General features: G+C 51.6%; 16 protein-coding genes. 6 read left to right on the top strand and 10 right to left on the bottom strand.

Features of this window, described 5'->3' with window-relative positions; all coding sequences use genetic code 11:
* The first annotated feature begins 21 nt into the window (after positions 1-21).
* Positions 22-2256, top strand: a complete 2235-nt coding sequence (locus KK083_RS05785; RefSeq protein ID WP_254161645.1) for a carbohydrate binding family 9 domain-containing protein — start codon at positions 22-24, stop codon at positions 2254-2256.
* 216 nt (positions 2257-2472) lie between these two features.
* Here the strand turns inward: KK083_RS05785 and KK083_RS05780 are convergent, their stop codons facing one another.
* From KK083_RS05780 to KK083_RS05750, 7 genes are all read right to left on the bottom strand, one after another.
* Positions 2473-3414, bottom strand: a complete 942-nt coding sequence (locus KK083_RS05780; RefSeq protein WP_254161643.1) for a 3-keto-disaccharide hydrolase — start codon at positions 3412-3414, stop codon at positions 2473-2475.
* 181 nt (positions 3415-3595) lie between these two features.
* On the bottom strand, positions 3596-5308 hold the full coding sequence (locus KK083_RS05775; protein ID WP_254161641.1) for a sodium:solute symporter family protein: 1713 nt from the start codon (positions 5306-5308) through the stop codon (positions 3596-3598).
* A gap of 55 nt (positions 5309-5363) precedes the next feature.
* The gene (locus KK083_RS05770) at positions 5364-7931 is read right to left on the bottom strand and encodes a YyaL domain-containing protein (protein ID WP_254161639.1); all 2568 of its coding nucleotides are present in this window, start codon (positions 7929-7931) and stop codon (positions 5364-5366) included.
* A gap of 104 nt (positions 7932-8035) precedes the next feature.
* The gene (locus KK083_RS05765; RefSeq protein WP_254161637.1) at positions 8036-10315 is read right to left on the bottom strand and encodes an FAD-dependent oxidoreductase; all 2280 of its coding nucleotides are present in this window, start codon (positions 10313-10315) and stop codon (positions 8036-8038) included.
* Positions 10308-12344 carry a glycoside hydrolase family 2 protein gene (locus tag KK083_RS05760; RefSeq protein ID WP_254161635.1) on the bottom strand — a complete coding sequence of 679 codons (2037 nt, stop codon included), beginning with the start codon at positions 12342-12344 and terminating at the stop codon, positions 10308-10310. The genes KK083_RS05765 and KK083_RS05760 overlap by 8 nt, the downstream gene beginning before the upstream one ends.
* A 46-nt stretch (positions 12345-12390) precedes the next feature.
* Positions 12391-13899, bottom strand: a complete 1509-nt coding sequence (locus KK083_RS05755) for a RagB/SusD family nutrient uptake outer membrane protein (protein WP_254161633.1) — start codon at positions 13897-13899, stop codon at positions 12391-12393.
* Positions 13900-13921: 22 nt separating this feature from the next.
* Entirely contained in the window at positions 13922-16969 is a 3048-nt protein-coding gene (locus KK083_RS05750; protein ID WP_254161631.1) for a SusC/RagA family TonB-linked outer membrane protein, read from the bottom strand.
* A 584-nt stretch (positions 16970-17553) separates the two neighbouring features.
* Here KK083_RS05750 and KK083_RS05745 point away from each other — a divergent pair.
* Positions 17554-18717: a LacI family DNA-binding transcriptional regulator gene (locus tag KK083_RS05745; RefSeq protein ID WP_254161629.1), complete on the top strand. Its 1164-nt coding sequence runs from the start codon at positions 17554-17556 to the stop codon at positions 18715-18717.
* A gap of 26 nt (positions 18718-18743) precedes the next feature.
* Here the strand turns inward: KK083_RS05745 and KK083_RS05740 are convergent, their stop codons facing one another.
* The gene (locus KK083_RS05740) at positions 18744-19892 is read right to left on the bottom strand and encodes a hypothetical protein (RefSeq protein WP_254161627.1); all 1149 of its coding nucleotides are present in this window, start codon (positions 19890-19892) and stop codon (positions 18744-18746) included.
* Between the two features lie 166 nt (positions 19893-20058).
* Between KK083_RS05740 and KK083_RS05735 the strand changes: the two genes are divergently transcribed.
* The 4 genes from KK083_RS05735 (at position 20059) to KK083_RS05720 (ending at position 24278) form a co-directional block, all read left to right on the top strand.
* Entirely contained in the window at positions 20059-20778 is a 720-nt protein-coding gene (locus tag KK083_RS05735) for a DNA alkylation repair protein (RefSeq protein WP_254161625.1), read from the top strand.
* Between the two features lie 60 nt (positions 20779-20838).
* Positions 20839-21663, top strand: a complete 825-nt coding sequence (locus KK083_RS05730) for a sigma-70 family RNA polymerase sigma factor (RefSeq protein ID WP_254161623.1) — start codon at positions 20839-20841, stop codon at positions 21661-21663.
* Positions 21664-21729: 66 nt separating this feature from the next.
* Positions 21730-22197 carry a carboxymuconolactone decarboxylase family protein gene (locus KK083_RS05725; RefSeq protein ID WP_254161621.1) on the top strand — a complete coding sequence of 156 codons (468 nt, stop codon included), beginning with the start codon at positions 21730-21732 and terminating at the stop codon, positions 22195-22197.
* A gap of 431 nt (positions 22198-22628) precedes the next feature.
* A complete protein-coding gene (locus tag KK083_RS05720) occupies positions 22629-24278 on the top strand; it encodes an IPT/TIG domain-containing protein (protein WP_254161618.1) in 1650 nt (549 codons plus the stop codon).
* Between the two features lie 78 nt (positions 24279-24356).
* Here the strand turns inward: KK083_RS05720 and KK083_RS05715 are convergent, their stop codons facing one another.
* Both KK083_RS05715 and KK083_RS05710 read right to left on the bottom strand, forming a co-directional pair.
* Positions 24357-24806: a DUF2214 family protein gene (locus tag KK083_RS05715; protein ID WP_254161616.1), complete on the bottom strand. Its 450-nt coding sequence runs from the start codon at positions 24804-24806 to the stop codon at positions 24357-24359.
* Between the two features lie 186 nt (positions 24807-24992).
* Positions 24993-25757: a hypothetical protein gene (locus KK083_RS05710; RefSeq protein ID WP_254161614.1), complete on the bottom strand. Its 765-nt coding sequence runs from the start codon at positions 25755-25757 to the stop codon at positions 24993-24995.
* Between the last annotated feature and the right edge of the window lie 21 nt (positions 25758-25778).

Genomic DNA, 25778 nt, shown 5'->3' with positions numbered 1-25778 from the left:
GGCATTCAAATGACAGAAGCCATGAAGAACATTAACATCTTATCGGCGCAGATGATCTTTCAATTCATTTTCATTTCATCCATGCACAGCGCACGCGCGCAGGATATTTTCCCACCCGCCGCAATGAAGCCTGTTGTACATGCGAGACACACCGGAAGCAAAATCACAATTGACGGACTGCTCAATGAAGACGCGTGGAAGACAGCCGACTCGCTCGGAGATTTCACACAGATAGAACCCCTGCAGGGAGAACCGTCAAAAAATAAAACCACGGTCAGAATTCTGTATAACAATGAATACCTATATGTAGGCGTGTGGTGCCGGGACTCCCTGGGAAAAAAAGCTGTCAGGGCACCCAACATGGCCCGCGACTTTGATTGGCGGGCGCACGATACTTTTGCGATCGGCATCGACGGATTTAACGATCAGCGAAACAGCGCTTCCTTTGTAACAAATCCATATGGTGCGCAAAAAGATTACCTGTCCTTTGATGCGATCCTTTTTGATTCAGACTGGAATGGTCTCTGGAAAGTCAGAACCTCCATGAACGAAGAAGGGTGGCTGGCAGAATTCGCGATCCCGTGGAAAACCCTTCGTTATCCCAGGCTATCAGCAGCAGCGGACAGTAGTCGTTGGGGGATCAATTTTCTCAGGTTAAGAAGGGCAAGCAACGAGATCTCCGTATGGTCACCCTATCCACGCTCATTCAGTTTCAATAGAATGGAGTATGCAGGCGTGGTCGATCAGATCATTCCGTCGCCTCCTTCCACCAACATTCAGATAAACCCTTACGGATTGCTGTCGCATCACCGGCGCAGGAATGCCGACCAGACAGAAGCCCGTGAATCACAATACAAGATCGGAGGGGAGATCAAGTGGGCCATCAATTCCAACACCGTTGCCGATCTGACGGTGAATACCGACTTCGCCCAGGCCGATGCTGATGTGCAGGTAAATAATGTGAGCCGTTTTTCGGTGCTGTTTCCTGAAAAAAGACAATTCTTCCTGGAGAACGCATCGCTCTTCGGTCCGGGTCTGGTAACGGATGGCGACATCGGTGGCGACATGCAGATGTTACCGTTTTTTAGTCGCAGCGTTGGGTTAAGCAATCAGGGCCGGCCACTACCAATAACCGGTGGACTTAGACTGGTGAATCGTTCTGTAAAACAGAATTACGGTTTGATGGCTGTGCGGCAAGGTTCCATCGACTCATTGCACGCCACGAATGCCGCCGTGGGCCGGTACTTCAGGAACTTCGGTAAACAAAACCGGATCGGTGCCATTGCCACCATGAAGCTTGACGATAAAAATAATAGCGCAAACCTGGTGGGTGGTGTAGATGGCTTTTTACGATTTGATGCCGCACAATCACTCAACGTTATGGTGCTGAGATCAGTGAACACAAATAACAACAGCCATGGCATGGGTGGCTACGCGCAATATTTCTACGCCAGTAACAAAATTACCGCATGGTTGACGGAATCAATTTTCACCAAAGGTTTTAATCCTGCCCTGGGGTTTCTTTCCAGAACAGATGTTATCGGCACCACGCCAGGGTCGGTTGCAAACATCAGGGGGAAACATCTTCCATTTAAAAAATATATACGCGCTTATCAGCCAGGCATCAGAACAAGCTGGTATCATCAGGCTTCTACTTCAAGGTTGACAGAAAGGGAAATTAAGATTACACCTTTCAGAATCGACATGCAGGATGGCGCGTACTATGCGTTCAACATCAGCGACATTTACCAGGACCTGGTTTCGGATTTCAATCCACTCGGTGTGCTCATTGCAAAAGGCGCGTATCGTTACAGAAGGTATTCGCTGGCAGCGGGGAGTGATCCTTCAAAAAAAATATCGTATACCGCGAGATATGACTTTGGCGAATATTACAACGGATCGCTTCAAACCCTCGACGCCTCTGTTTCCATCATCCCTACGCCACACGTTTCCATCAAGGCAGGTGTTAACCGAAACCGGTTCAGCGAAGTAGGGATCGAATCTGAGAAAACAGATGTCGCATTGTATACCATCCAGGCGAGATTTGCGCTGAATCCCCGAGTTCAGTTCACTACTTTCTTTCAACGGAATTCACTTACGAAGCTCGATCTGTATAACTTGAGGTTTGCCTGGGAATACAAGCCGCTCGCCTATATCTACCTCGTCTTCAACAGCCAGGAAACGTTGACAAGTGATGGGGCGATCAATACGGAGCAACAAGGGATCTTCAAGATCAGTTATCTGAAGCAGTTCTAGATGCTCTGATCTGGCGTATGCGTTACGTGCCAGAAAAAGCGTACCCCGATCCAGATTGCCTATGGCACGTGAAATACCAATGCACAATAGCGTCGGGCTGCACCCGACGCTATTGATATTCAGCCCCTTCAGGGCTCAAAACTACAACAATCAATTTTTTGTTTCTGTCCTTAACTTAATGACATTGCCCCGAAGGGATATGGGCATTGAAATATCTTACTTGGCCGGTGTAATGATGATGTTCCTGAATTCGATGGGACCATGATCTCCCTGCAGCTGAATGGGGCCGGGCTCTCCTTCATTGGAATCCAGCGCGCCGCCGGTGATGCCGGGGATCTCCTGGTTGCTGATAATGGTTTTTCCATTGGCGACAAGGGTGAGCATTCTTCCCACCAGGGTGATGTCATAGGTTTGCCATTCGCCCGGAGCTTTTGCAACCTGCTCACTAGGCGCAATAAAGCCGTAGACGCCGCCCAACTCACCGGGCAGTGGCTCGAGGCCCTGGCTGTCGCTGATCTGAACTTCATAACGGCCCCGCAGGTATACGCCGCTGTTGCTGCCTTTGGGATATCTGAACTCAATGTGAAGTTTGAAGTCTGTATAGCTGTTGTCTGTTACGAGGTTAGCGCCTGACTTCGCACTGCGGAGAATTCCCTGCTCTACCACCCACTGGTTTTCTCCCAGGGCATGCCAGCCTTTGAGGCCACTGGCAGGGATGAGCGCAACGGGTTTACCCCAGGCCACTTCCTTCTGCCTGCGAAGCGAAGGGGCACGAACCGCCGTCCAGGTATAGCTTTGGCCATCGGGAAATACCACGGAGCCCGATAAACCTTTGCCTTCGAAGCTGCCCTCGAAAGTCATGTCGCCAGTGCCTCGCTCCCACTGCGGGGGAATGGCAAAGCTGAATTTATTTCCGTTCACGGTAATTTTGGATATAGGCCGCGCGCTGCCAACAACTACCACAACGTGCCCTACCAGCGTGCTGTGACCCGAGTGCCGTACCTCCAGCCACGCAGGACACTTTTTGCCCGACATCATGATGGTAAGATCCCACCTTCCTTCGAGGGAATCAGCGGCAAGTGAACGATCTGCATGGGCAATCGCCGTCAGCGCCATGAAACAAAGAACTGCGAAGAAACGATTTAATGCTTTTTTCATTGCTTGAGTGTTAACCCTATAAATTTACACTCCCGCACATGAAGTACAAACGGATCGGCATGCATTTGATGGACGATCTGATGAGCGGTTAGGCCTGGATCTCCCGAAGCAAACGGTCATAGCCGCCGCCTGGCTTGGCGTATTGCGGGTTCTGATATTGGAATAACGAAAGTTTCCGGGATTACTGCTTCACCTCGCGTGGCTCTGCCAAAGGTTGAGTCGATGGGCTTTTCTCCCGCAATCTCCACAAGCCGAACAACGAGAAGGCCAGGATGATACCACCCACCACGGAGGTTACTGAACCGCGCTCCGAGAGGAAACCGAGCACAAGGATGCCGAGACCTACTGCAGCAGATGCCAGCACGATCACCCTGACGCCGAAAGCATTCTGACGTTGGGCTTCGCGATGATCGTGATTGTGATGGGTTGTCTCGTGATGTTCAGCCTGTCGCCTTTCAAGGGCTAAAGCCTCTGGTGAGTACTGGTTGCGCGAGCGGTAGTACAATTCGAACAGGCCCAGCACCAGCAGCGGAAGGCCAACACCCATGATGGTTTCGGCGGTGCGGCTGAGACTGAGACCGAGCAATGAAGGGCCAAGCACTTTGAAGAAAAGATTGATACCGAGCGCACACAATGTTGTGGTCATCACCGAGAATGAAGTCTGGCGTTTCGAGAAGAGTGACCAGATGATGGGTGCAAACAACGCACCACCCGCCACCGCCGCGATGCTCAGCACTACGTTAACAATGCCACCCACATACGGCACCAGCATCGCCACGGCAATGGTGCCGGCACCGAATACCAGCGTGAACAGGCGCGCTATAAGCACGAGTGTTTTATCGGATGCATTTTTAGAGATCACCTTTTTATATACATCGTTGGCAAACACAACAGCAGCGAGGTTCACAGTAGTGTTGGCTTTGCTCGAGGTTGCCGAGATCATACCCGACAGCACCAGGCCGATGAGTCCGGCGGGCAGCACCTGCTGGCAGAGCATCATGTAGGCACCTTCGGCTTCAAGTCCCTGCAGGCTTGGATTGATCACCCGGTAGACCATGGGTGGCAACATCCAGATAATAGGGCTCACCAGGTAAAGCAGTGAGAACAAGTACGCTACTTTTTTTGCATTGCGTTCGCTGGAGGTGCTGGTGTAACGCTGCACGTATGACCAGTTGCCTCCGATGTAAACCGTTTGGTAACCGATGAAGGCCAGCATGAACCCGGCCGTGTAATCCTGGCTGAAGGGTTCGAAAAAATCTTTCGGTGTGCCGGATAAAAAGTTGTTGACGCCACCCACTTCCCCGAACGCCGCGGGGATCACGATGAGCACCGCCGCTGTAAGCACTACGAACTGCACCACATCTGTCACCAACACCGCCCACAATCCGCCCGCAGCGGTGTACAACACAATAGTAATGCCGATGGCGATGATGCAGGCGTTCAGTGAGAACGGCGTGGCCACATAAACCATTTTGCCCACAGGGTACAACACTGCGCTGGTATTCACCAGGCTGAGGAGCAGGATCAGGTACGTATAAAACTGCTGAGCGGTGGTGCCGAACCTTAACCCAATATACTCGGCGGCAGTACGGGTGCCCGTACGTTTCCACCGTTCAGCAATGAAGTGCGCCGTGAGCAAACCGCTGATGGCCATCGTAAGCTGGATGGTGTTGGCAACGAGTCCGTGCTTGTAGGCAATGGATCCCCACACCACAAAAGTACCTGCGGAAAAATAGCTGATGAAGAGTGACAGGCCATTGATCCACCACGGTGTTTCACCACCCGCCTCAAAAAAAGCCTGGCTGCTTTTACTGCCAACCCTTGTGAACGTCACCCCAATCGTAAAGATCAGCAGGGCAAACACCGCCATTACCCAAAAATCCAGTTGCGCCATAATTCCTTTATATCTCGTTCGCCCTTTATTCTCCGATCGCTGAAGGCAACAGCGATTATTTTACAATTTCCATCGCGTACACCTGAATACCATAAGGCGGTAGCTCAAGTGAAAACGCTCCGGGTGTTGCAAGTGCATTGCCCGACATCAGCTCAGTGCCGGCCTGCAGTTTGCTCCCTGCCTGCAATATAGCGCTGTTCACCTGGATCTTGCTTTGCTGTGCTTTGTTTAGATCGTTCATGATGATCACGAAAAGCTTTTTGCCATCCTGCGAGCGGGCAGTGATGTGTTCAAGGTTCGGATTGTCGAGCTGCACGAGGCCTTCGCGGATCACGAGCGACGCCGCGGTTCCATCGATCTGACCGGGTTCGAAACCATACGACTGGTGTGGTCCGACTTTCGGCGTGACGAAACCTCTCGGGAATGTTACTTTACCATTCGAACGGAGGGCCGCTTCTGACATCAGGTAGTCGGTGATCCATCCGATCTGCCACCATGCGTGGTGCGGATAAGGACCCGCGCCCTTGCCCATCGCATTCCAGTAGTACGATGCTACTCTGGTTTTTTCGTCTACGAAGGCATCGCGGCCAATGGCAGCCGCACGTGCAATATCTAAGAAGATAGAGTCTTGCGTGAGGCCGAACAGCCTGACAAACAAACCGGCGTGACTGGCCAGTTGAATGGGACCGTGACGCTGGGCAGATCCCATGATGCCGCCGTGCTCGAAGCTCAGGCCAGCTTGAGAGATCTCCCAGTCTTCACGTTCCGCATCCCGCACAATTTTCTTTTCATGTGATGGTATCGGATGTGTATAGATCGAAGCTGTATAGAATTTTCCTGCTTCGATCGCAGCTTCCTTATATTTTTCGTCTTTGGTGATGTCGTACAGATCAAGATAAGCCTGTGATGTTTGCGCGGTGGCAAAATCAGGTGCATAACGCGCGTCGCCACATACACCGATAAAGTGCCCAGGCTTCACACCGTTTTCAATCAGCCAATCGGCACCTTTCCTAGCAGCATCCAAATAAGCCTGATCTTTCAGGATGCGGTGCGCTACAATGAGTCCATAAAATGTAGGGCGCAGGTCCTTGAGATCAGTGAACAGTGGTTTCTCGGTGTGACGATCATATGCCACCTCCCAGCGGCCATCGCTCTGCTGCCACTTGAGCAACAGGTCGGCACCCATCTTCAGGCGCGCGCGCATTTCCTGGTTCTGCGGCTCGAACAGCAGAATGTTGCCCACGTCGAGCATCGTGTAATAGGTAAGACTCACGGGCTCTACAAATTCTCCCCACTCTTCCACAAACACTTTGCGCTTGGCCAGGTAATATTGTCCCACAGCGGCGCCTTTGAAGAATCCGTCAGATGTTTGCTGCTGCGTGAGCTTGAAGTTGGCAGCATAGGGCAGCACGTTCTTCATGAGCTTGTCATCCCGCGTGGCTGTGGCAAGCATCCACATGGCGCCATAGTCAGAGTTCTTCATGGCATCGCCGCTGGAGCCCACAACACCGCCGAGGTACGACTGTCCGCCGATCTTTTTGCCCTGGAACGATTCAATATTCCACATTGAAGTTTTAGGATCGATCAGGTAACGGTGCATGGCCTCGATCCTGCCCATCAGCGATTGCTTGTTGGTGCGCAGGTCAAGCGTCTCGCTGAATTTATATACATCGTTGGCCACGTGCTTCAGGTGATCGAACCAGTTGCCGGTGTTCACGGTATACCTGAATTCATAGTGAATGGTATCACCCGCATTGATCCTGGAAAGTTTCTGACCGAGCACCGGATAATACACTGTGGGGAAAACTGCTCCCTTCCGGTTCATGTGCGAGAGGCCAATGCGCGATTCTTCATGCGTGTTCCTGTCTTTCTCCCAGGGGTCCCTTGCCAGGCCGGGTTTCGGAGAAACCGAAAACGACACACCGTCTTTTGTGGTCACCACGGGCGCCAGGGTGCTGGCACAACGCTCGGTGTAGAGCACAGGAAGCTTCGGAATGCCCTGGCCATACGCGTAGGCCAATACAAAGTTATCCTGGAAAGAATTTCCCTGAAAATAACCCGGCACCGTGGCCCATGTCACATCTTCGTTCTTCACATCTGACAAGGCCGGCGTAGCCAGTGAATAATATCCGTCTTTTTTCGCCACCAGGGTCTGCGACACGATGATATCTGAAGGGTAACGCGGGTCAAGTTTCCACGACGATGACAGTGTTCCTACCGGAAGCTCATGCGAAAAACTGATCGCGTTCTTCTCTTGTGAAAGGTTTGAAGGATAAAAATGAAAGGCCTCACCTGCCGTGTTGAGCATTACGGGAGAAGTGGAGCGCAGCCAGTGGCCGATCTGATATTTATAGATGGGCTCCGGAAACTGCACACCCGTTATCGTTTTAAAAGGCACAGCGGTGCTGTCAGGTTTCTGCTCACTATATAACAGCGTGTATTCGCCCGATGGCACTGAAATGTTCTTCCATTGCCCGTTCTCTTTAACGCCGAGTCTGGCGATCTTCCAGCCGGCATCGTCTGACCATGCGATTTGAAGCTGCTCGTTCTCAAGCGTAACATCTTTATTACAGGCCACCAGGGCTGTTGCGAAAAGAAGGAAGAAATATTTTCTGAAACGCATGTATTTTACTTTGATTGATTAGGTATTGGAAAATTAAGCATGGCGTCGGCCGCCATCGCTAACACGGAATGCGTGTGGCAGCAACGGCGGGATCATGACAACAGTTATTCATAACATTGAACTTCGAAAACCGATGCTGGCACGTCTGCCGAAGGATGTTTCACCTCCAGTACAAGTTTGCGGGTGGCCAACGGTGTTTCAAAATTGACACGGTTGATGGTCTGATAGTTTCCTGTTTTTTCATAAACTACTTTTCCGGCATCGTCGTAGAGCTTGTAGTCGCGCACACAGAACGGCATCACGTTCTCCGGGTGTCCCATCAGCACACTTTCCATCGGGTGATCGAAATCCGCGTCGAACTTCAGGGTAACCGCCTTGATCTTTTTCTGATCCTGCCATGAAAGCTCGAGCCGCGGGTTCGGATCAGAAAAATCCGCCACCCAGGCATTGGGCTGCGTGGTGGGGCGATCGATACCATTGCGCACATTGTCAGCGCCGAAACAAGCCAGGGCCGGATTCATCTTGATAGCGATGTTATGGCCATTGGGTCTGCGCTGCGGGCACCAGAACTCGAAAGCATCAACGCCGATATCGCCGTCAGGCATCTGTTTACCATAGTTCGACACCGCTGCATTCACCTGGTTAAATACAGAGAGGATGCCGGTAATACGTTTCTTCGTAAAATGAAGCTCCACATCCGGGTTCTTCCTGAAGAGCACAAACACATACCGGCTGCCTGCGATGGCTGCGTTGAAGGTAAGCTGCACACAATTCCTGCCCGGCACCAGGTCGATGGTCTTTGTCTCCAACACCACGTCGGGTGTAAAGTTGCCCGCGCGTTCACTGGCGCAAAGTTCCACCTGAAGCTTTGTATTGACAGCGGTTTGTGCATGCACCACAAGCTGGGGCACTTTGCCTTGCTGCAGCGGAAGAAGCTGGGCAACAGCCGGGTCAAGTTTTTTCAGGAATGCCTGCTCCGGCAGCTCATCCAGCACCAGCTCGCTTGAAGCACTTACGGTGGCTGAACGTACAAGATCTTTGGGATCTGAGAAAGCATACCCCGGAACATGGTGCCCTTCTTTCAACAACGCCTGCTGAAGCTGTGGCACCTTTCCCTTTGCCAGCAGCTCACCCGGCAAAAGACCTTCTTTCTTACAGAGGGCCGCAGCCATACCCACAACCTGTCCACCATACGCGGCAGTACCCATCACACGGCTCGATCCGAAAGCCACGTGGCTTACGCTGATGATGCGGCCGGCGAAGAAGAGATTTTTCACATTGCGGCTATAGTAACAACGGTAAGGGATCTGATACAGGCCTTTGCTGTGCCACTGGTTGCAGCCGGAGCGTTCGCTGAATACACCATCGGCAGGGTGAAGGTCTACCGACCATCCGCCATACGCAACGGCGTCACTATGCGTGCGTTGCTCGATCACGTCCTGCTGCGTGAGCATGTAATCGCCTTCAAAACGCCTGCTCTCCCTTTTGCCGGGAATTGTTCCCACCCACTCCAGCGTGAGGTTCTTTGCTTCCGGGAATTTCCCGGAGTTCTTGATATAGTTCCATACGCCGTACACCACTTTCCACAGCTCCCATTTGATGGTCTCCGTTTCATGAACAGTATCGAGCCGGCCACCATATTCTATCCACCAAAGCTGGCATCCATGCTCTTTGGCATTGAAGTTCCGGTAGCGGGGAATTTTTGTAATGTCTTGCAACGCATAAGAAGGAGGAACATAGTTCACAGGTTTCCCGATATCTTTCGTGTAAAAATAAAGGGAATGGCCTAGCAGCTCGCCATATTCCTTCGATGGTGCGAATTTTTCTCCGAACTCTTCTTTCGATTCTGCGCCCATGCGAAAAGCTGCGCCGGAAAGAAAACCGACCACGCCATCGCCAGACGCATCACAGAACAACGGCGCCGTAAGGCTGTACGATGTTCCGTTCTGGCTGCAGAAAGCGATCACAGACTGGATGGTATCGGGATCGGATTTGATCACCTCATGCACCGCCGTGTTCAGCAGCAACGTAATGTTGGGCTCCTGCATCACTTTATCGAGCACCACCGTATCGAAGATCACCGCATTCCCTTCGGGGTTCCGGTACATATTCTCCACGAGGATCTCATCCACCACACCACCTTCGCGGGCCCACCGGTTGTTGTTGCCCATGTGAGAGGTTGCGCCCAGCACCCAGAGCCGTACTTCACTCGAAGCGTTACCACCCAACACCGGCCTGTCCTGCACCAGCACAACCTTAAGTCCCGCACGCGCCGCCGTGATGGCACAGCAGGAGCCAGACAATCCTCCACCGGTAACGATCAGGTCTGCCGTTAACGAAACTTTCTTTAATTCCCGCTTCGCACTTACTTCTCCTTTAATCATAGTTCAGGTCTACATTAATTTCAACAATCGAAAAACCAGTGGGCTTAATGATCTCAACTTTTACGGAAGGATTAAAACCTGTTACGGGTATTTTCACCTCTGTTGTCTGGCCGGGTGAAAGGTCAGGGATGGCAACCTCGCGCTGCGTCGTTCTCAACTTATAATTCCGGGTAGGATACGCCGGAAAATCGGCACGGCTCTTCACTTCAAGCACCAGCTCATGATTGCCCTGCTTGCCAACGGTGAAAGACTTCTTCGTCACCACAAGCGGCGACATCTCCACCTGGTGAAGGGCATACATCTGCCGTGGCGTGCGGTCAGGACCCACAACGCCCCAGGGACGGTAACCGTTTTTATTAGTGCCCCAATGCCGGCTCTCATAATCGTTGAAGCTCCACCACGAAGCACCCACCACGTAAGGTCTCGAGCGGATGTCGTTCAGATAATTCTTCAGGTAATCCACCTGGCCCTGCTCACCGTTCTTGTTATCAACACGAATGCCGTATTCACTGACGAGAATAGGTTTATCCGGATACAGCCTGTGGATATTGTCCAGTATCGCTGCCTGGTTACCGTAGATATTCGCACAAACAAAATCAACGTACTGGCTGGCCTCATCTTCAGGATTCTTTGGAAGGGGACTCTGACGCATGGTAGCAAAAGTGTACAACCGTGTGGGGTCAACTTCCTTTGCATGCGCGATCATGTCTTTGGTCCAGCGCTGGCCAGATGGCGTATCAGACAGATATTCATTTCCAACACTGTAGGCGATAACACTGGGATGGTTCCAATCACGTTTCACCAACTCATCGAACTGCTGGCGGAACTTTGCGCGAATGGAATCAGTATCCATCTGCTCAGGCGTGAGCTGCCAGTTACCGGCTTCCGCTACAATCATCATCCCGTTGCGGTCTGCCCAGTCCAGTACAGCCTCCGTTGTGGTGTAATGAGTAAGGCGCTGAAATTCCATACCCGCTCTTTTCATCAGCGTAAAGTCTTTCTCCACCAGCCAGTCCGGCTCAAGGCTGCCCAGGCCGGGATAGTCCATCACGCGGTTTGCACCTGCCATTTTAACGGGCACGCCGTTGAGGAGCAGCTGCGTGTTCTTCACTTCCACTTTACGAATGCCGAACGTGGTGGTGATGGTATCTCCGGGAACAATAGCCTGAAGCTGGTAGCAGACCGGCTCATCTAGGCTCCACAATTTCACATCGGCAGGTTTGAGCGACGCAAAGGCCTCCACTTCAACAACACCATCGGCCTGGTTTTGCGGATTGCTGAACTTCCACGAAACAGCAACTTTCCGTTTGTCCAGCAACACCGACAAAGAAGGTGTGACGGTTGCAGCCGATCCCGCTGATTTTTTGATGAACACTTTTGCTCTCAGCTGCGCGGTGCGTTTTGCAAGGTCTGGCGTAGCCTCAACTTTTGTATTCTCGATGTAAGTAGCGGGCTCAACCGTGAGATAAACGGGGCGTGTAATGCCACCGTAGTTAACCCAGCCTGGCACAAAAGTGTTTGGTCCTTTGTCTTTTGCGCCGGGAATGGTACCGGGCTTCCAGGTATCATTGGTCACCCGGATAACGATCTGATTTTCGCCTGCCTTAAGATGATCCGAGATATCGAAACTAAAAGGAGTGTAGCCGCCTTCGTGTGTTCCTACTTTCTTATCGTTCAGCCAAACAGAACATTCATAATACACAGCATCGAAATGCAATATGGTTCGTTTGTCTTGCGATGCCTGCCAGTGGAAAGACCTCCTGTACCACGCTGTGCCGTTGAAATATCTGTAACGTGGATCCGCCGAAAAGCAATGCGGCACCTCTACCTTATCCCAGGTCTCATAAGTTCTGTAAAACGTTTTGCTGCTCAGGTACCATTCTTGCTTTTCACCGGCATCGAGCGGGTCAAGCGCAAACGACCACACCCCATGCAAGGGCACAGCATCCGGATAACGGATACTATACTGGGCCCTCAATACCGGAGCAGAACAGAGAACGATCGCAAAAAACAACAGGAATTTCTTCATTATCCAAAAAGTGTTATAACGTCATTAACTTTTACCAAAGTCCGCTTTACTTCCAGGGATCGTTCTGCTGCAGCTGAGGGTTGGCGTTCAGCTCATCCTGGGGTATCGGGAAATATTTATGTTTGGGCTGCGGCGTGCGAACGGGAAATACATCGTTGACAGCCAGCGGAATCACCGTCAGAAATTTGTCGGTGCGGGTAAGATCGTACCAGCGATCACCTTCCCCAAAAAATTCCCACGAGCGTTCCTGGATCACAGCATCCACAAATTGTGTCTGGCCCAGGCCAGGCGTGAGCTCCGGCAGCCCCGCGCGATCACGCACAACTTTGATGTATCCATAAGCAAGCGTTGTAGCACCGTTCAGGCGTGCCTCTGCCTCCGCGGCGATGAGGTACACATCGGCCAACCGCAGGATTGGAATATTGTTGGTATTACCGCTTACTGAAAAAGGATCCTGATATTTTTTCACCAGCACCGCTTTTTTGGTGATGGGTGTTATGTCTTTCTGTTTCACCTTTTGCCCTGCTTTGTTCACATACGTAGTGTCGAGCAGCTGCCTTCTTTTATCGATGGGATCAAAAGAGTCGAAGAATGCCTGGTACGCGAAGAACGATCCGAACGATGTTACGGCATAGGCAGGAGCGGCACTTCCGGCGGGTCCGAAAAGTCCCGGCAGCTGATGACTACGCGAAGAGGTAGAGCCTGAAACAGAAGCCGTAGACTCAGATTCATACGCAAAAATGTTTTCTGTACGCGCGGCATCCTCTTTGGTAACATCATAAACATCGAGCACATTCACCATCAGCTTCAGGTAAGAATTGGTCATTACTGCCTGCGCCTTTGCCAGCGATGTGGCCCAGTCTTCATTGTAAAGTGCTGCCTTGGCATACAACGCCAGCGCTGCTTCTTTCGACGCTCTTCCTTTCACCAGGCTGGCCGTGTGAACCGGTAATTTGGCTACGGCTGAGTCAAGGTCTTTATAGATCTGTGCATAGATCTCCGCCTTGGGACTCTTGTTTTTGTAGGCGTTCTCCTGAACATCGCTGGCCTTGGTCTTCACGATCACCTCGTTGAAATTTTTGGTCAGCATCCAGTGATAGTACGCCCTTAAGAAATAAGCTTCGCCGATGATCTCTTTCTTGCGGTTCACATCCATGCTGGCCTGGGGCACTTTTTCGATCACCCAGTTTGATTTCTCGATGCCATCGTAGCACGAGATCCAGATCTGCTGCGGCGACTCGAACAAACGCCCCGCCGTGATCTGCCCCGTGTAGTTCACGTCGTAGGTGAACAGCGTCAGCGTGTTGCGCGATACGGCCACGCGTGGATACATCTGGTCTGCGCTGAAGTCAGAGGCCAGCGTTGCCGCGGGGCCTCCATGCATGTCTGCGATCGGGTCGTATGCAGCGGTGATGGCAGCCTCGGCATCAGAAGCGGTTTTGTAAAAGTTCTCCGTATAGATGGATGAGTAGACGGTCTCATCCAACTCGCACGACGATACCACCAGCATCATCATGAGCAGTACAGAGAGCGGAAAAATATAATGCTTTTTCATGATTGTAATATTTTTGATGATGTTAGAAAGTCAGCTGGATCCCTGCCAGGAAAGATTTTGCTGCCGGATACACAAAGTTGTCGATACCGATAGCAGTGTTCGAGTTGGCGTAGGTGTTAACCTCCGGATCCAAGCCGCTGTAGTTCGTGACCGTGAACACGTTGTTGGCACTTACATAGATGCGGGCGTTGGTGATGCCCTTGATGTGAGGCAGCCTGTATCCCAGCGTAATATTCTTGCATCTCAGGTACGAGCCATCTTCAACGAAACGGCTGCTGATGGGAAGGCGTCCACCCTGCAGGGGGCTGGAGTATTCATTGTTTGCGTTCTCCGGTGTCCACCGGTTCACTACACCCGCCAACAGGTTGCGCTGGCCGAGCGGGTTCTCAAACGATGCACGGCTCACATTATAAATATCGTTGCCCTGCGAGCCACTCAGGAAAATACCGAGATCGAAGTTCTGATAAGTGAGTGAAGTAGAGAAGCCGAAGATAAAATTGGGATTGGGATTTCCGGTGATCACCTGGTCGCCAGAAGTAATGGTGCCGTTCTGATCGTAGTCGAGCACTTTGGTTCCCCCCGTGCGGCCGTCAGAACCCGGGATGATCGCCTCGCCGGTCTGGTAGATGCCGTCAAAGATGTAAGTTTTGAAGAGGCCCAACGGTTCGCCTACCTTCAGAATGGTGTAGTTGGTGATGAACCGTTCCTTCGTGGTGCCGCCGTCGATATCTGTCACTTTGTTTCGGTTAGCCGTGAAGTTGGCGTTCACCGTCCATTTGAGGGGACCTTCCTGCAGGATGTTGGCGTTCGCAGAGATCTCTATACCCTTGTTCTCGATGCCACCGAGGTTCGAGATGATCGATCCGTAGCCTGATGAATACGGCAGCGTTTTTTCGTAGAGCAGGTCATCTGTTTGTTTGCGATAGAGGTCTACCGTCATGTTCAGCCAGTTGAAGAGGCTCACATCCAAACCGATGTTGGTTTGCAGCGAACGCTCCCAACGGAGGTCCGGGTTGGCGATGCCTGAAGGGCTGATACCTTTTGTATACACGTGGTTGAACTGGTAATCACTTCCCGTGGTCTGCAGCGAAAGCGATCTGTAGGCATTGATGGCGCCCGCATTTCCGGTGAGTCCATAACTTGCCCGCAGCTTGAGGTCGGTGATCGCTGAAACGTTGCTCATGAAGTCCTCTTCAATGATGCGCCATGCGGCAGAGGCTGCAGGGAAGTATCCGTATTTGTGGTTCTTGCCGAACTTGCTAGAGCCGTCAGCACGCATCGTGATATCGAAGAAATACTTGTCTTTGAAGCCGTAGTTGACCCTTGCCATATAAGAGTCGAGCCGGTCTCTGCTCCGCGAGCTGGAGGCAGCAACAGTGGTGGCCAGCTGAAGCGCTTCATTGCGCGTGGCATCATTCGGGAAACCATTTCCGCTGATGAGGTTCTCGTTGGCCATACCGCTCTGCGTAGCGAACACACCTGTAAATTTCAGCGTGTGATGCTCCGCCAGCACCTTTGAATAGGTCAGTATGCTCTCATGCAACAAAACGGCATTGTTCGTATTTCTTTTTGAAGCGCTTCCCGACTGTGCGTTCTGATCTTTGAGCGCAATAATATAGCGGGGTGAGTAGTAATTATTGATGCTGCTCTGGAGGTCTACGTTGAAAGACGCCCTGTATGTGAGGCCTTCTGCAAGCTTCGCTTCACCATATACGTTGGTGAGTACCCTCCTGATATCGGTTTGATTGGAAACTTCTGCCAGCCCCAGCGGGTTGGTCACTTCACGGTAACGTCCGTCGCCCTGCTCGGCAAACGGGAAGATCGAGCCATCGGCCCGATAGGCTTGCAGCGTCGGCGGTGCACCGATGGCAGCACCTACGATAGACGAGAGCACCACGCCACCATCGCCCACCACGGTAGAGCCAGTGGGGATGCCGCTGTTCACGTTATAACTTCCCATGATGCTGGTGCCCATCTTCACACGGTCGCTGATCCTGTGATCGAGGTTCAGGCGCATGGAGTAACGTTTGAAGTTGGAGTTGATGATGATACCATCCTGGTCGAAGAAGTTGGCTGAGAGCGCCACTTGCGTTTTGTCGTTGCCGCCGTTCACTGACAGCTGATGGTTCTGGATGGGGGCTGTTCTGAAGATGATGTCCTGCCAGTTCACACCTTCTCCCAGCGAAGCGGGATCGGGATAGACGGCGGTCTTGAACACTTCGTTCTCGAGCTGGGCAAATTCAGAGGCGTTGAGCAGGTCGAGGGTTTTACGCACCTGCTGCCAGCCATAATAACTTTCAATGGATACGCGGGTGGCACCACTCTTACCACGTTTGGTGGTGATGAGCACTACACCGTTGGAACCGCGTGCGCCATATATCGCCGTAGCTGAGGCATCCTTCAGTACTTCTACTGATTCAATGTCGTTGGGGTTGATGGTTGACAGCGGGCTCACATCGTTGATGCCGCCGCCATTGGAGATCTGGATGCCATCGATGATATAAAGTGGTTCTGAGGTTCCGTTGATGGAGTTGGTGCCGCGGATGCGTACGCTGATGTTACCACCGGGCGCGCCTGAGTTCTGGTTGATCTGCACACCGGCGATCCGCGCTTGCAAACCCTGCGCCACGTTGGTGACGGGAGTCTGAACAATGTCCTCGGATTTTACGGAGGCGATGGAGCCAGTGGTCTCGATCTTGCGCTGGGTACCGTAACCCACCACAACAACTTCATTTAAGGTCTGGATGTCGGCGGCCAATACGATGTCTACCGTGCTGCGGGTGCCGACAACGATCTCCTGTGTGTTGTAACCGATAAAGGAGACCACCAGCACATCTTCCGGTTTCACGGATGAGAGCACATAAATGCCTTCAGCATCTGTAACGGTGCCAGCAGATGTGCCTTTTACCAGCACATTCACTCCGGGCAGCGCTTCTCCGGTTTCTGTGCTCACTTTGCCGCGAACGGTAAAGGTCTGTTGTGCTTGTGCGCTGTTAAAACCTAATGCGATCCACATCAGTACGCCGGCAAGGAAGCGTAACTGAGTGGCGGGCTTCGTAAATATTTTCATAGGCGTAACAATTTTGACCTGAAAAATATGGGAAGCCGAAGCAGAAACAATAGCAATCGTTTGAAACAGGCCAACAAGAAGTATCGGGAACGCTTTCGCAACCGGTCACGATAGGTTTGAGGTGGAAAAAAGTTAGCATCGCAACGGTTTTAGATGGGATTTATAACGTTGCCGGGCGGCTGGTTCGAACCTAAGTGCATTCCAGCTGAAAGGACGACGATAAGAAAACGCAGGATGTCAGCCCTGCGTTTGAATGACAACTTCTTACCCAGCCCTGAAGGGGCGTGATTCTCGGGAGCACTATTCACGAAAGAAAGAACGCGCGTTCATCGATAGACGACCTTAGTAAATTTAGCGCTGAATAATGTACATCGGATGTATTTCGCTCTTTCAGAGCTATCGATGCTCTGTGCTCATCTAACGCAGGGCTGACACCCTGCGTTAGGCGATTACGGCCTTTCCAGGCCTTGGCATCCTTGCAACCTCATCACAATCCTCTGAAAAATAAGAGGATACAACCCTGCAATGGTTTGCAATAGTGTGATGGTATGATTAATTTTTGAGAAAATTTTCAGGCTATTGTCATGATCAAGTGTGTGAAATGCGGGGAGGTAGATGCGATCGCAAAATCCGGCATTGTTCGTGGCAAACAGCGCTATTACTGCGGCAAGTGTGACTATTACTTTACGCTTTCGAGCGAGCAGCCGCTCACCATCAACCACAAACGCCACCCCGCCACCATCCTTGACATCGCGCGCGAGCTCCAGATCTCAAAGTCAACTGTATCGAGAGCGCTGCATGGCCATTCGGATATCAATGAGCAAACACGCAAGGCCGTGCTGGAAACCGCCAGGCGAATGGAGTACCAGCCCAACCTGCTCGCCTACGGACTGGCCAAGAACAAGAGCATGACCGTTGGCATCATTGTGCCGGAATTCATCAACAGCTTTTTTCCTTTCATTATCATCGGCGCGCAGGAAGTGGCGAACCCCGCCGGCTACCACGTGCTGATCTGCCAGTCTAACGAATCGTACCCGACAGAAGTGGCCAACACCAATGTGCTGCTCTCGAGCCGGGTGGATGGACTGCTGGTCTCGCTGACCGGAGAAACACCCAACATCGATCACTTTAAAAAATTTGAACGCGCCGGCATCCCCGTGGTATATTTCAACAGGGTATGCAAAGACACCAACGTCTCACAGGTTATCGTCGACGATTATGATGGTGCCTTCAAGGGTGTGGTGCACCTGATCGAGAACGGATGCCGCAGGATCGCGCACATTGCCGGGCCGCCCAACCTGCAGATATCGCAGAACCGGCTGAAGGGTTATCTCGATGCGTTGGCACAGCACGGCATCGAAAAAGACGATTCGCTCATCGTTAGCTACGATCTCAATCCGCAGCAGGCTACGCTGTGCGCAAAACAATTATTCGATCTTCCCACGCCGCCCGACGGACTTTTCGCTGTGAACGATCCTGCCGCCATTGCAGCCATGCTGGTAGCAAAAGAGCGGGGCATCAAAATACCGGAAGAACTTGCTGTGGTAGGTTTCAGCAATGAGCCAACCTCGGCACTGATCGAACCCGGCCTCACCACCCTGGCCCAACCCATGGGCGACATCGGCAGAACCGCGATCAAGATGCTGTTCGACCAGATCGAATCCGAAGACCACGAAACCATTGAACCCGAGACCCGCGTGCTCAAGACCACGCTCATCGTGAGGGGATCATCACTCAAACATAAGTAACAAGAGATGACATCCTTCTGAAGATGTCATCCCTTACCCGCAACATCAATCTGATTGATCGGGATGAGGTTCACATTGAATTTCTGTACGATCATGTTCATCAACGGATCGTTCTTGATCTTCTGCACGATCCTGCCGGTCTGGTGAACATCATAACCCATCACCATCTGATCGGTGAGGTTCAGGTGTTTCACAGCAAAGAAAAATCCCGCGATCACATAGGGGCCGAATGGTGTGTGCGGAATATCGAAAGAGGTACCCGTCATATTGAACAATGTGTTGGGCAGGTAATCGCCATTGTGGGCAATTCCTTTTAACGTCATGTAATAGTTGGCAGCGGAGATGCGTGAGGCCTGCCGCGGGTCGCTCATGCTTAACAGGCCTGCCAGCGGTTTTTGTTTCTGCGATTGCGCGATGAGCAGGTCTTTGGCATTCCGGTCGCTCTTCACATGTTTACGGATGTAAGCCTGCACCGAATCCCAGAACTCAACTTCGGGTTCGCCATCATCTACCCTGATCAGCGCATGGATGGCGTAGTCCATGATACCGCAGGTGATATGGATATCCAGCATCTTCAGCTCAGCATCATGCTCAATAGCCCGCTCCAGAACGGTGCGCTGATGACGCGGGTGGGTTCTCAGCAGGTCGATGCTGGTGATCCAGTCGCCGGCAAGGTACCCATCATACGCGTACACTTCGCTCAGCAGCAATTTGATCTTCGTGTCATTGTAAATGCGTATGCGCTTGCCGCGCACTTCTATCTCGGGCTTCTCATCCACGATCATGCGCTCTATCTCCACCCCTACTGCCGACGCGCCAAGCATACCACAGTTCAGCGGAGAGCCGTCTACGATCTTCAGGTCGTGTACATGGCTCACGTAACTGTCGTTCGAGTCTTCGGTAAGGTGGCCGTGAGTCTGTATATGAACAAAGTAGTGAATGGGAACATTCAGGTCTGTGGTGTTGCGCTGCGCCTGCTCGAAGGTGCGCTTGATATCCATCACCACATCAGGGGTAACAAACGACCCTGCTGCGCGGATCACGTGCATCTCCACATCAATGCCCCGCTCGTTGCGGAATTGCTTCGTGATATGGTCGATGGCATCGAGCTGGATCTGATTCAAATCACGTGCATCGGCACAACCGATGAGCACATGTACCTGTTTTTCTTTCATGAGGCCTAGATACGTATTATTTTGATTTCCAAGGTATTTTATAAGGGATTTTCTAATTGTTTCCGGCAGATTAGCGACCGCTCCCGAGCACTTGTGAAACGATCTCCATTCACCGTGTACTTCATAATTTCTGTAAATTGAGGCCAAGATAAAGATTCTGACCGGCATGGTAAACCCCTTCCACGACGAGATCCTTCAGCTGATCAAGGAACATTCAGGCACCCCTACACAGCACACTTTTCTCGACAGCTACCTGGGAAACGAACATCCACGCTACCCCATCAGCGCGCCCAAGCTGCGGAAGATAGCCCAAAGCTGGATGCGCGAGCATCGTACACTTACCGCACCTGAATTTACCGCCATGCTCACGAGCCTGATCGAAGGAAAGTCTTCTACGGAAAAGTGCATGGCCGGCATCATGATGGATTACGCTACCGCGGATCAGCGCCGCTTCGATCCAAAACTTTTTGATCAGTGGCTCGACCACCTCGAAGGATGGGCTGAAGTAGATGCTGTATGTACGGGCAAGTACACCATACACGAGCTTCCTGCCGACTGGAAAAAATGGGCACCGTTGCTGAAGCGGTTTTCTAAAAGCAAGAACATCAACAAACGCAGGGCTTCTCTTGTACTGCTGTGCTCTCCGGTACGGCACAACGATGATGAAAGCATGGCTGATGCAGCGCTGGAAAATATCATGACGTTGAAAGCAGAGAAGTCGGTGCTGATCACCAAGGCGATCTCATGGATACTGCGCAGCATGGTGAAGCACCATAAAAAAAAGGTGGCAACATTCGTGGACAAGAACAGCGATACACTGCCTGCCATCGCCGTGCGCGAAACGCGGGTGGTGCTCAAGACAGGAAAAAAGACCAGGACGGTGTAGTTTTGTTGGATTTTTTTATCATTATCGCACATCCTTTCAGCGCAAACTGCTGCGATCACTATGGACGATCTCAGGCCTTTACTAACCGTATATGCTTATAACATCCTTGGCTCCTACGAGGATGCAAAGGATGTTGTGCAGGATACTTTCCTCAAGTTCTCGCAGATCAGCCACGAACAGATCAACGACAACAAGTCGTACCTGATCCGCATGGTGGTGAACCTGGCCATCGATCAGAAAAGAAAACAGAAGAAACGCCGGGCCGGGTATCCGGGTGAGTGGCTGCCCGAGCCCGTGGCCACCGAAGATGCCGAGAGCTCCATACACAGGCGCGAGATCTTATCGTATTCGCTGATGGTGCTGCTGGAAAAACTCAATGCCCGGCAACGCGCTGTCTTCATCCTGAAAGAAGCTTTTGACTACGAGCACGAAGAGATCGCCGCCATTCTGGGAATCACCGTTGACAATTCACGGAAGACGTTAAGCCGTGCCAGGCAACAGCTGCAGTCAGACAGTCCTTCAGATACCGTCAACATTAAGCCTGAGCATCTGGCCCGCTACCTGGAGACCATTCAGCACGGCGATATCAAACAACTGGAGCAGTTGCTCAGCGAAGATGTAGACTTCATCTCTGACGGTGGCGGAAAAGCGAAGGCTTCGATGAACACGGTGTATGGCAAACAGCCGGTGGTGCTGATGATCACCGGGCTTTACAGAAAGTTCCACAGTCAATGGCGCGTTGAAAGAAAATGGGTCAATCATCAACCGGCGTTGTTCTATTATGAGAACAACAAGCTGGTCTCCTGCGAGATCCTGACCCTGAGCGAAGGGCGGATAGCACATGTGTACATGATCCGAAATCCTGATAAGCTGGCATCGCTTTAAAAATTTCCTCAAAAAGTGTCACGCCGGAAAGACCCGTTTCGTCTTTAGTGCAAATCAAACATTTTTATGGAAAGAATTTCTTATAAAGAAATGCCGAACGGCTTTTACGAGGCTTTAAACACGGTGCAAAAGTATGTCGATCACTCAGGACTGGATTACAGCTTGCTCGAGCTTGTCCGAATGCGGGTATCGCAGATCAACAGCTGCGCGTATTGCCTGGATATGCATTTGAAGGAAGGTGTACAGGCAGGTGATACAGCTTTGAGATTATTATCGGTATCAGCCTGGAGAGAGACCACTTACTATTCGCCGAAAGAGCAGGCTGCGCTTGAGTTCGCAGAAAGACTTACCCGCATGCGCGAAGAGGAGCATAGTGACAACATCCACGAGGAGCTTTTGAAACATTTCACCAAGCAGGAGATCGCACACCTGACACTGGCCATCATTCAGATCAATGCCTGGAATAGAATGGTAAGGTCATTCGGTTCAGTGGCCGGAAATCACAAGGTGAAAGCGGTAGCTGCAGCGATCTAAACCGTTGCCAGTTGCCGGTTATCAGTTGCCCAGTTAGGTGTAGTGTTGACTTCACTTCGGGTTCAGTTGCGGGAGATAGATAAGTAAGGGAATGAACCTGAGCCGAAGCCGGTAAGTGTTGCTGTATGCTTCGCTAAACCGGCAACTGGCAACTGGTAACCGACAACCATGCATTAGTCAAAAAGGACTATGAATTCCATGCCTTTGTCGTGGCAGGAACACAACCGTGAGAAATACAGCCCGATCTTACATTACGCGGCAAGCCACAAAACTACAAGGATGAAGACTAATGCCTGCAATTTGATTGTATAGGGCACAAAATGCCGCTGCATATTACACGGTTCAAAGAATGGTCATCCTACCTGAAATTATCTTACAGCCGCTCGCAATCTTTGCGTACAATTTTTTTCCACCATTCATTTTTTTAACGCATGTACCTGAACAAACCTAAAAGACTATCCCTATTCTTTTTTTTACTACTGCTGAGCGAAGGTATTTTATTTCACTCCTGCTCTGAAAAAGAAAAAGATCCGACCCCTTCCGGTCCGGTGCCTGTTATCAACAGCATCACACCCTCTTCAGGACCGGTTGCTTCACCTGTCACCATCTCCGGCCTCAACATGACCGAGAACAGTAAGATCTATTTCCCAGGCCCTAACAACACCACGATCCAGGCATCGCTGGCGGGCACGGGATCTATCTCCGGAGAAAAAGTATTGTACACACATGTTCCCGCTGGCGCTGTTACGGGCAAGATCAAGGTTGACCTGAAGGGCGCTGTCGGTACCAGTACCATTGATTTCACGGTTATCACACCCACAGCAAACCTCACCATCAGTCCCACCAGCGGCGCCGCCGAGAGCACCGTGGTACTGACCGGTACAACGTTCGCCACGACCGCCTCTGGTAACGCGGTAACGTTCCTGCATTCGAGCGGTGGAAGGACCACAGCACTTATTTCGGAAGTAAGCCCTACCGGAAATTACCTCGTTGTGCGAGTACCAGAAAATGTTACCGAGGGTGATATCCAGGTAAGGATAGGTGACAATATTTATGCGAGCACTGTTCCGTTCAAGATCAGGCCCTGCAATGTATCAACACTTGCGGGCGGTGCAGCAGGATACGCTGACGGTCAGGGCACAGCGGCAAAATTTCAATGGGGCGAAGGCATGGCCACTATCGGAACCACCCTGTATGTTGCCGATGCAAATAACAACCGTATTCGCAAGGTTGACCTCGCCACGGGTCAGGTCACTACGTTTGCCGGAAGTGACTATGGCTTTGCCGATGGTGTAGGCACAGCTGCAAAATTCAGCAGGCCTTCGGGCATCACCGTTGGCACCGATGGACAACTGTACATCACTGACTCAAACAACAACAGGATCAGGAAGGTCGATCCGCAAACAGCACAGGTAACAACGGTAGCAGGTAACGCCACCAGCGGCACAACCGATGGAACCGGTACAGCTGCAATACTCAGAAACCCTGCAGGCATCACCACTGCAGCGGATGGTACCCTGTATTTTACGCAGGGCTCAGATAGTCACGCCATTCGTCAACTGAATCCTTTAACCGGGCAGGTCACCACCATTGTGCCTTCAGGCACAGGCGGTTATGTTGATGGTCCTGCAGCCACAGCTAAATTTTCTTTTCCTGTAGCCATCGCCGTAGCCAACGGATACATTTACGTGGCCGATGAAGCGAACGAGCGCATCAGAAGAATAAGCCTGACAGACAAGACCGTAAGCACCTTCGCGGGTGGTACCTCTACGGGATTTTCTTCAACTGACGGACTGGGATTGAATAGCTCTTTCAATGAGCCTCATGGCATGATCACAGATGGCACCTTTCTTTACATTGCCGATGCCAACCTCATCCGCCGCGTAGACCTCGCCACCGCTGCAGTGTCTACCATGGTGGGATACAATACGATCAGCTTTTCACCCAAGAATGGCGCCTGCGGAGATGCAGAGTTCGACGAGCTGAAAGGTATCGCCAGGGCTGCTGATGGTTCTATCTATGTGACGGAGGCCACAGGTTTTTCGGTTGACCAGGAGCTCATCCGGAAAATAGTACCGTAAGCCTTTAGATGTTTTAGTAACCTGAGAAAAGAACCCCTTAGGACCTTGACGTCTTAAGGGGTTTATTTATGTCTGAAATTATCGACCGAAATATCCGACGCCACGCGACATCAATCCCGCCAGCAGCGGAATGATCACCAGCAGTGTCAGCTCGAACCTGAGCATCCAGACCACCGCCTTCGGTACCGATACCATCTCTGCCGGATCCCCCTTCCGGCTTCTGATAAAAAACATGGTGGGATAGATCGACAAAATACCGATCAACGCAAAACAGGTGATCTTCAGGTGAAAGATCCAGTTCTTGGTGTAATAGACAGAAGGTTTTGTAACGCCACCCAGCCACATAGTAAGCCCGGCCGCAAGCAGTGTGAGCGCGGCGATTCCATACACGGCATCGATGCGCGACAACTTTCCTATCTCACCGCGCGTCAGCTGCGGTTTCAGCAAAAGGTGCTCCGATACAAGCGTGCCAACGATGGTAAAAATGGAGATGAAATGAACATAACGCAGCAGGATCTCGGTTGTCATGAGGCGGACTTAAAATGGTTAAATAAATCCTTCAAAGATATAAACCTTTTGTTATAGCTGAAAGGAGAAGTGATCGACGAGGTCTCAACAACGGAACATCCCATGGCCTGAACATAAGTACGCTGAACGCCAATAATGTGCACGCTCATTGCTTTGTCCGCCGTAGCCTTGGCGAAGGAGGGCCTACTATTCCTGCGTGGGAGCCGAAGCACATGCTCCATCTCCAAAGCTTACGGTTTTTGTATACTGAATCGTTTCAAGGGTCACTTTGCCTGAAACCGGTAGATGCAACCTGGCGGCACATTCGCCGTGGATCTGCAAAGGTGTTTTGATCTCGGCTTCGCACGGGCCGACCGATGGTATGGTGATGAAGTAATCTCCCGATACAACCTCCAGCCTGTCGTCATCCGGTGCAGGTGTCTGTCTGCCCTGCAGCCACGAATATTGTTTATTGGCTGTGAAGGTAATCGAGCGACCATCCTCCGTCCATTTTCCGTTCAGCACAACCAGTTTGGTATACGCTTTCTGATCCTGTGTCACGGGCTGGAAGCTGAAGATGCCTTCAAGGCTATGCGCATCACGAACGAGCGTTGTGGTTTGGATCATCACCTCCAGCGTGCCCTGGTTTACAGCCACGCGCAGCTGCCCCGACCGTTTCCTGTTATCGGCGCAAGCTCCCCCAGAGAACGTTATGGTGTAGACCTTGTCCGCGCCATCGATGGTGGTCTGAATGTTTGAGCAAGTCAGAAAAGAAGTGAATGTACCGGTCAGTGCCTCGCGTGCAATGAATTCCATTTCGTTGGTAAGCTGCTCGATGTTCACCAGCGCACCACCATACTGATCTAACGCTTTGGCTGGCAGTGATGACGGATCCTTTGTATTATCATCATCGCTACAGGCCAGGCAAAGGAACAGAAGGGCGATGAGCGATGCGGAATAATTCTTTTTCATATACATGCGTACAACGGTCAG

Source organism: Chryseosolibacter histidinae (assembly GCF_018598225.1).
Lineage (GTDB): Bacteria > Bacteroidota > Bacteroidia > Cytophagales > Cyclobacteriaceae > Chryseosolibacter > Chryseosolibacter histidini.
The sequence above is the reverse complement of the archived record's forward strand: the minus strand, read 5'-3'. Positions and strand labels throughout refer to the sequence as shown.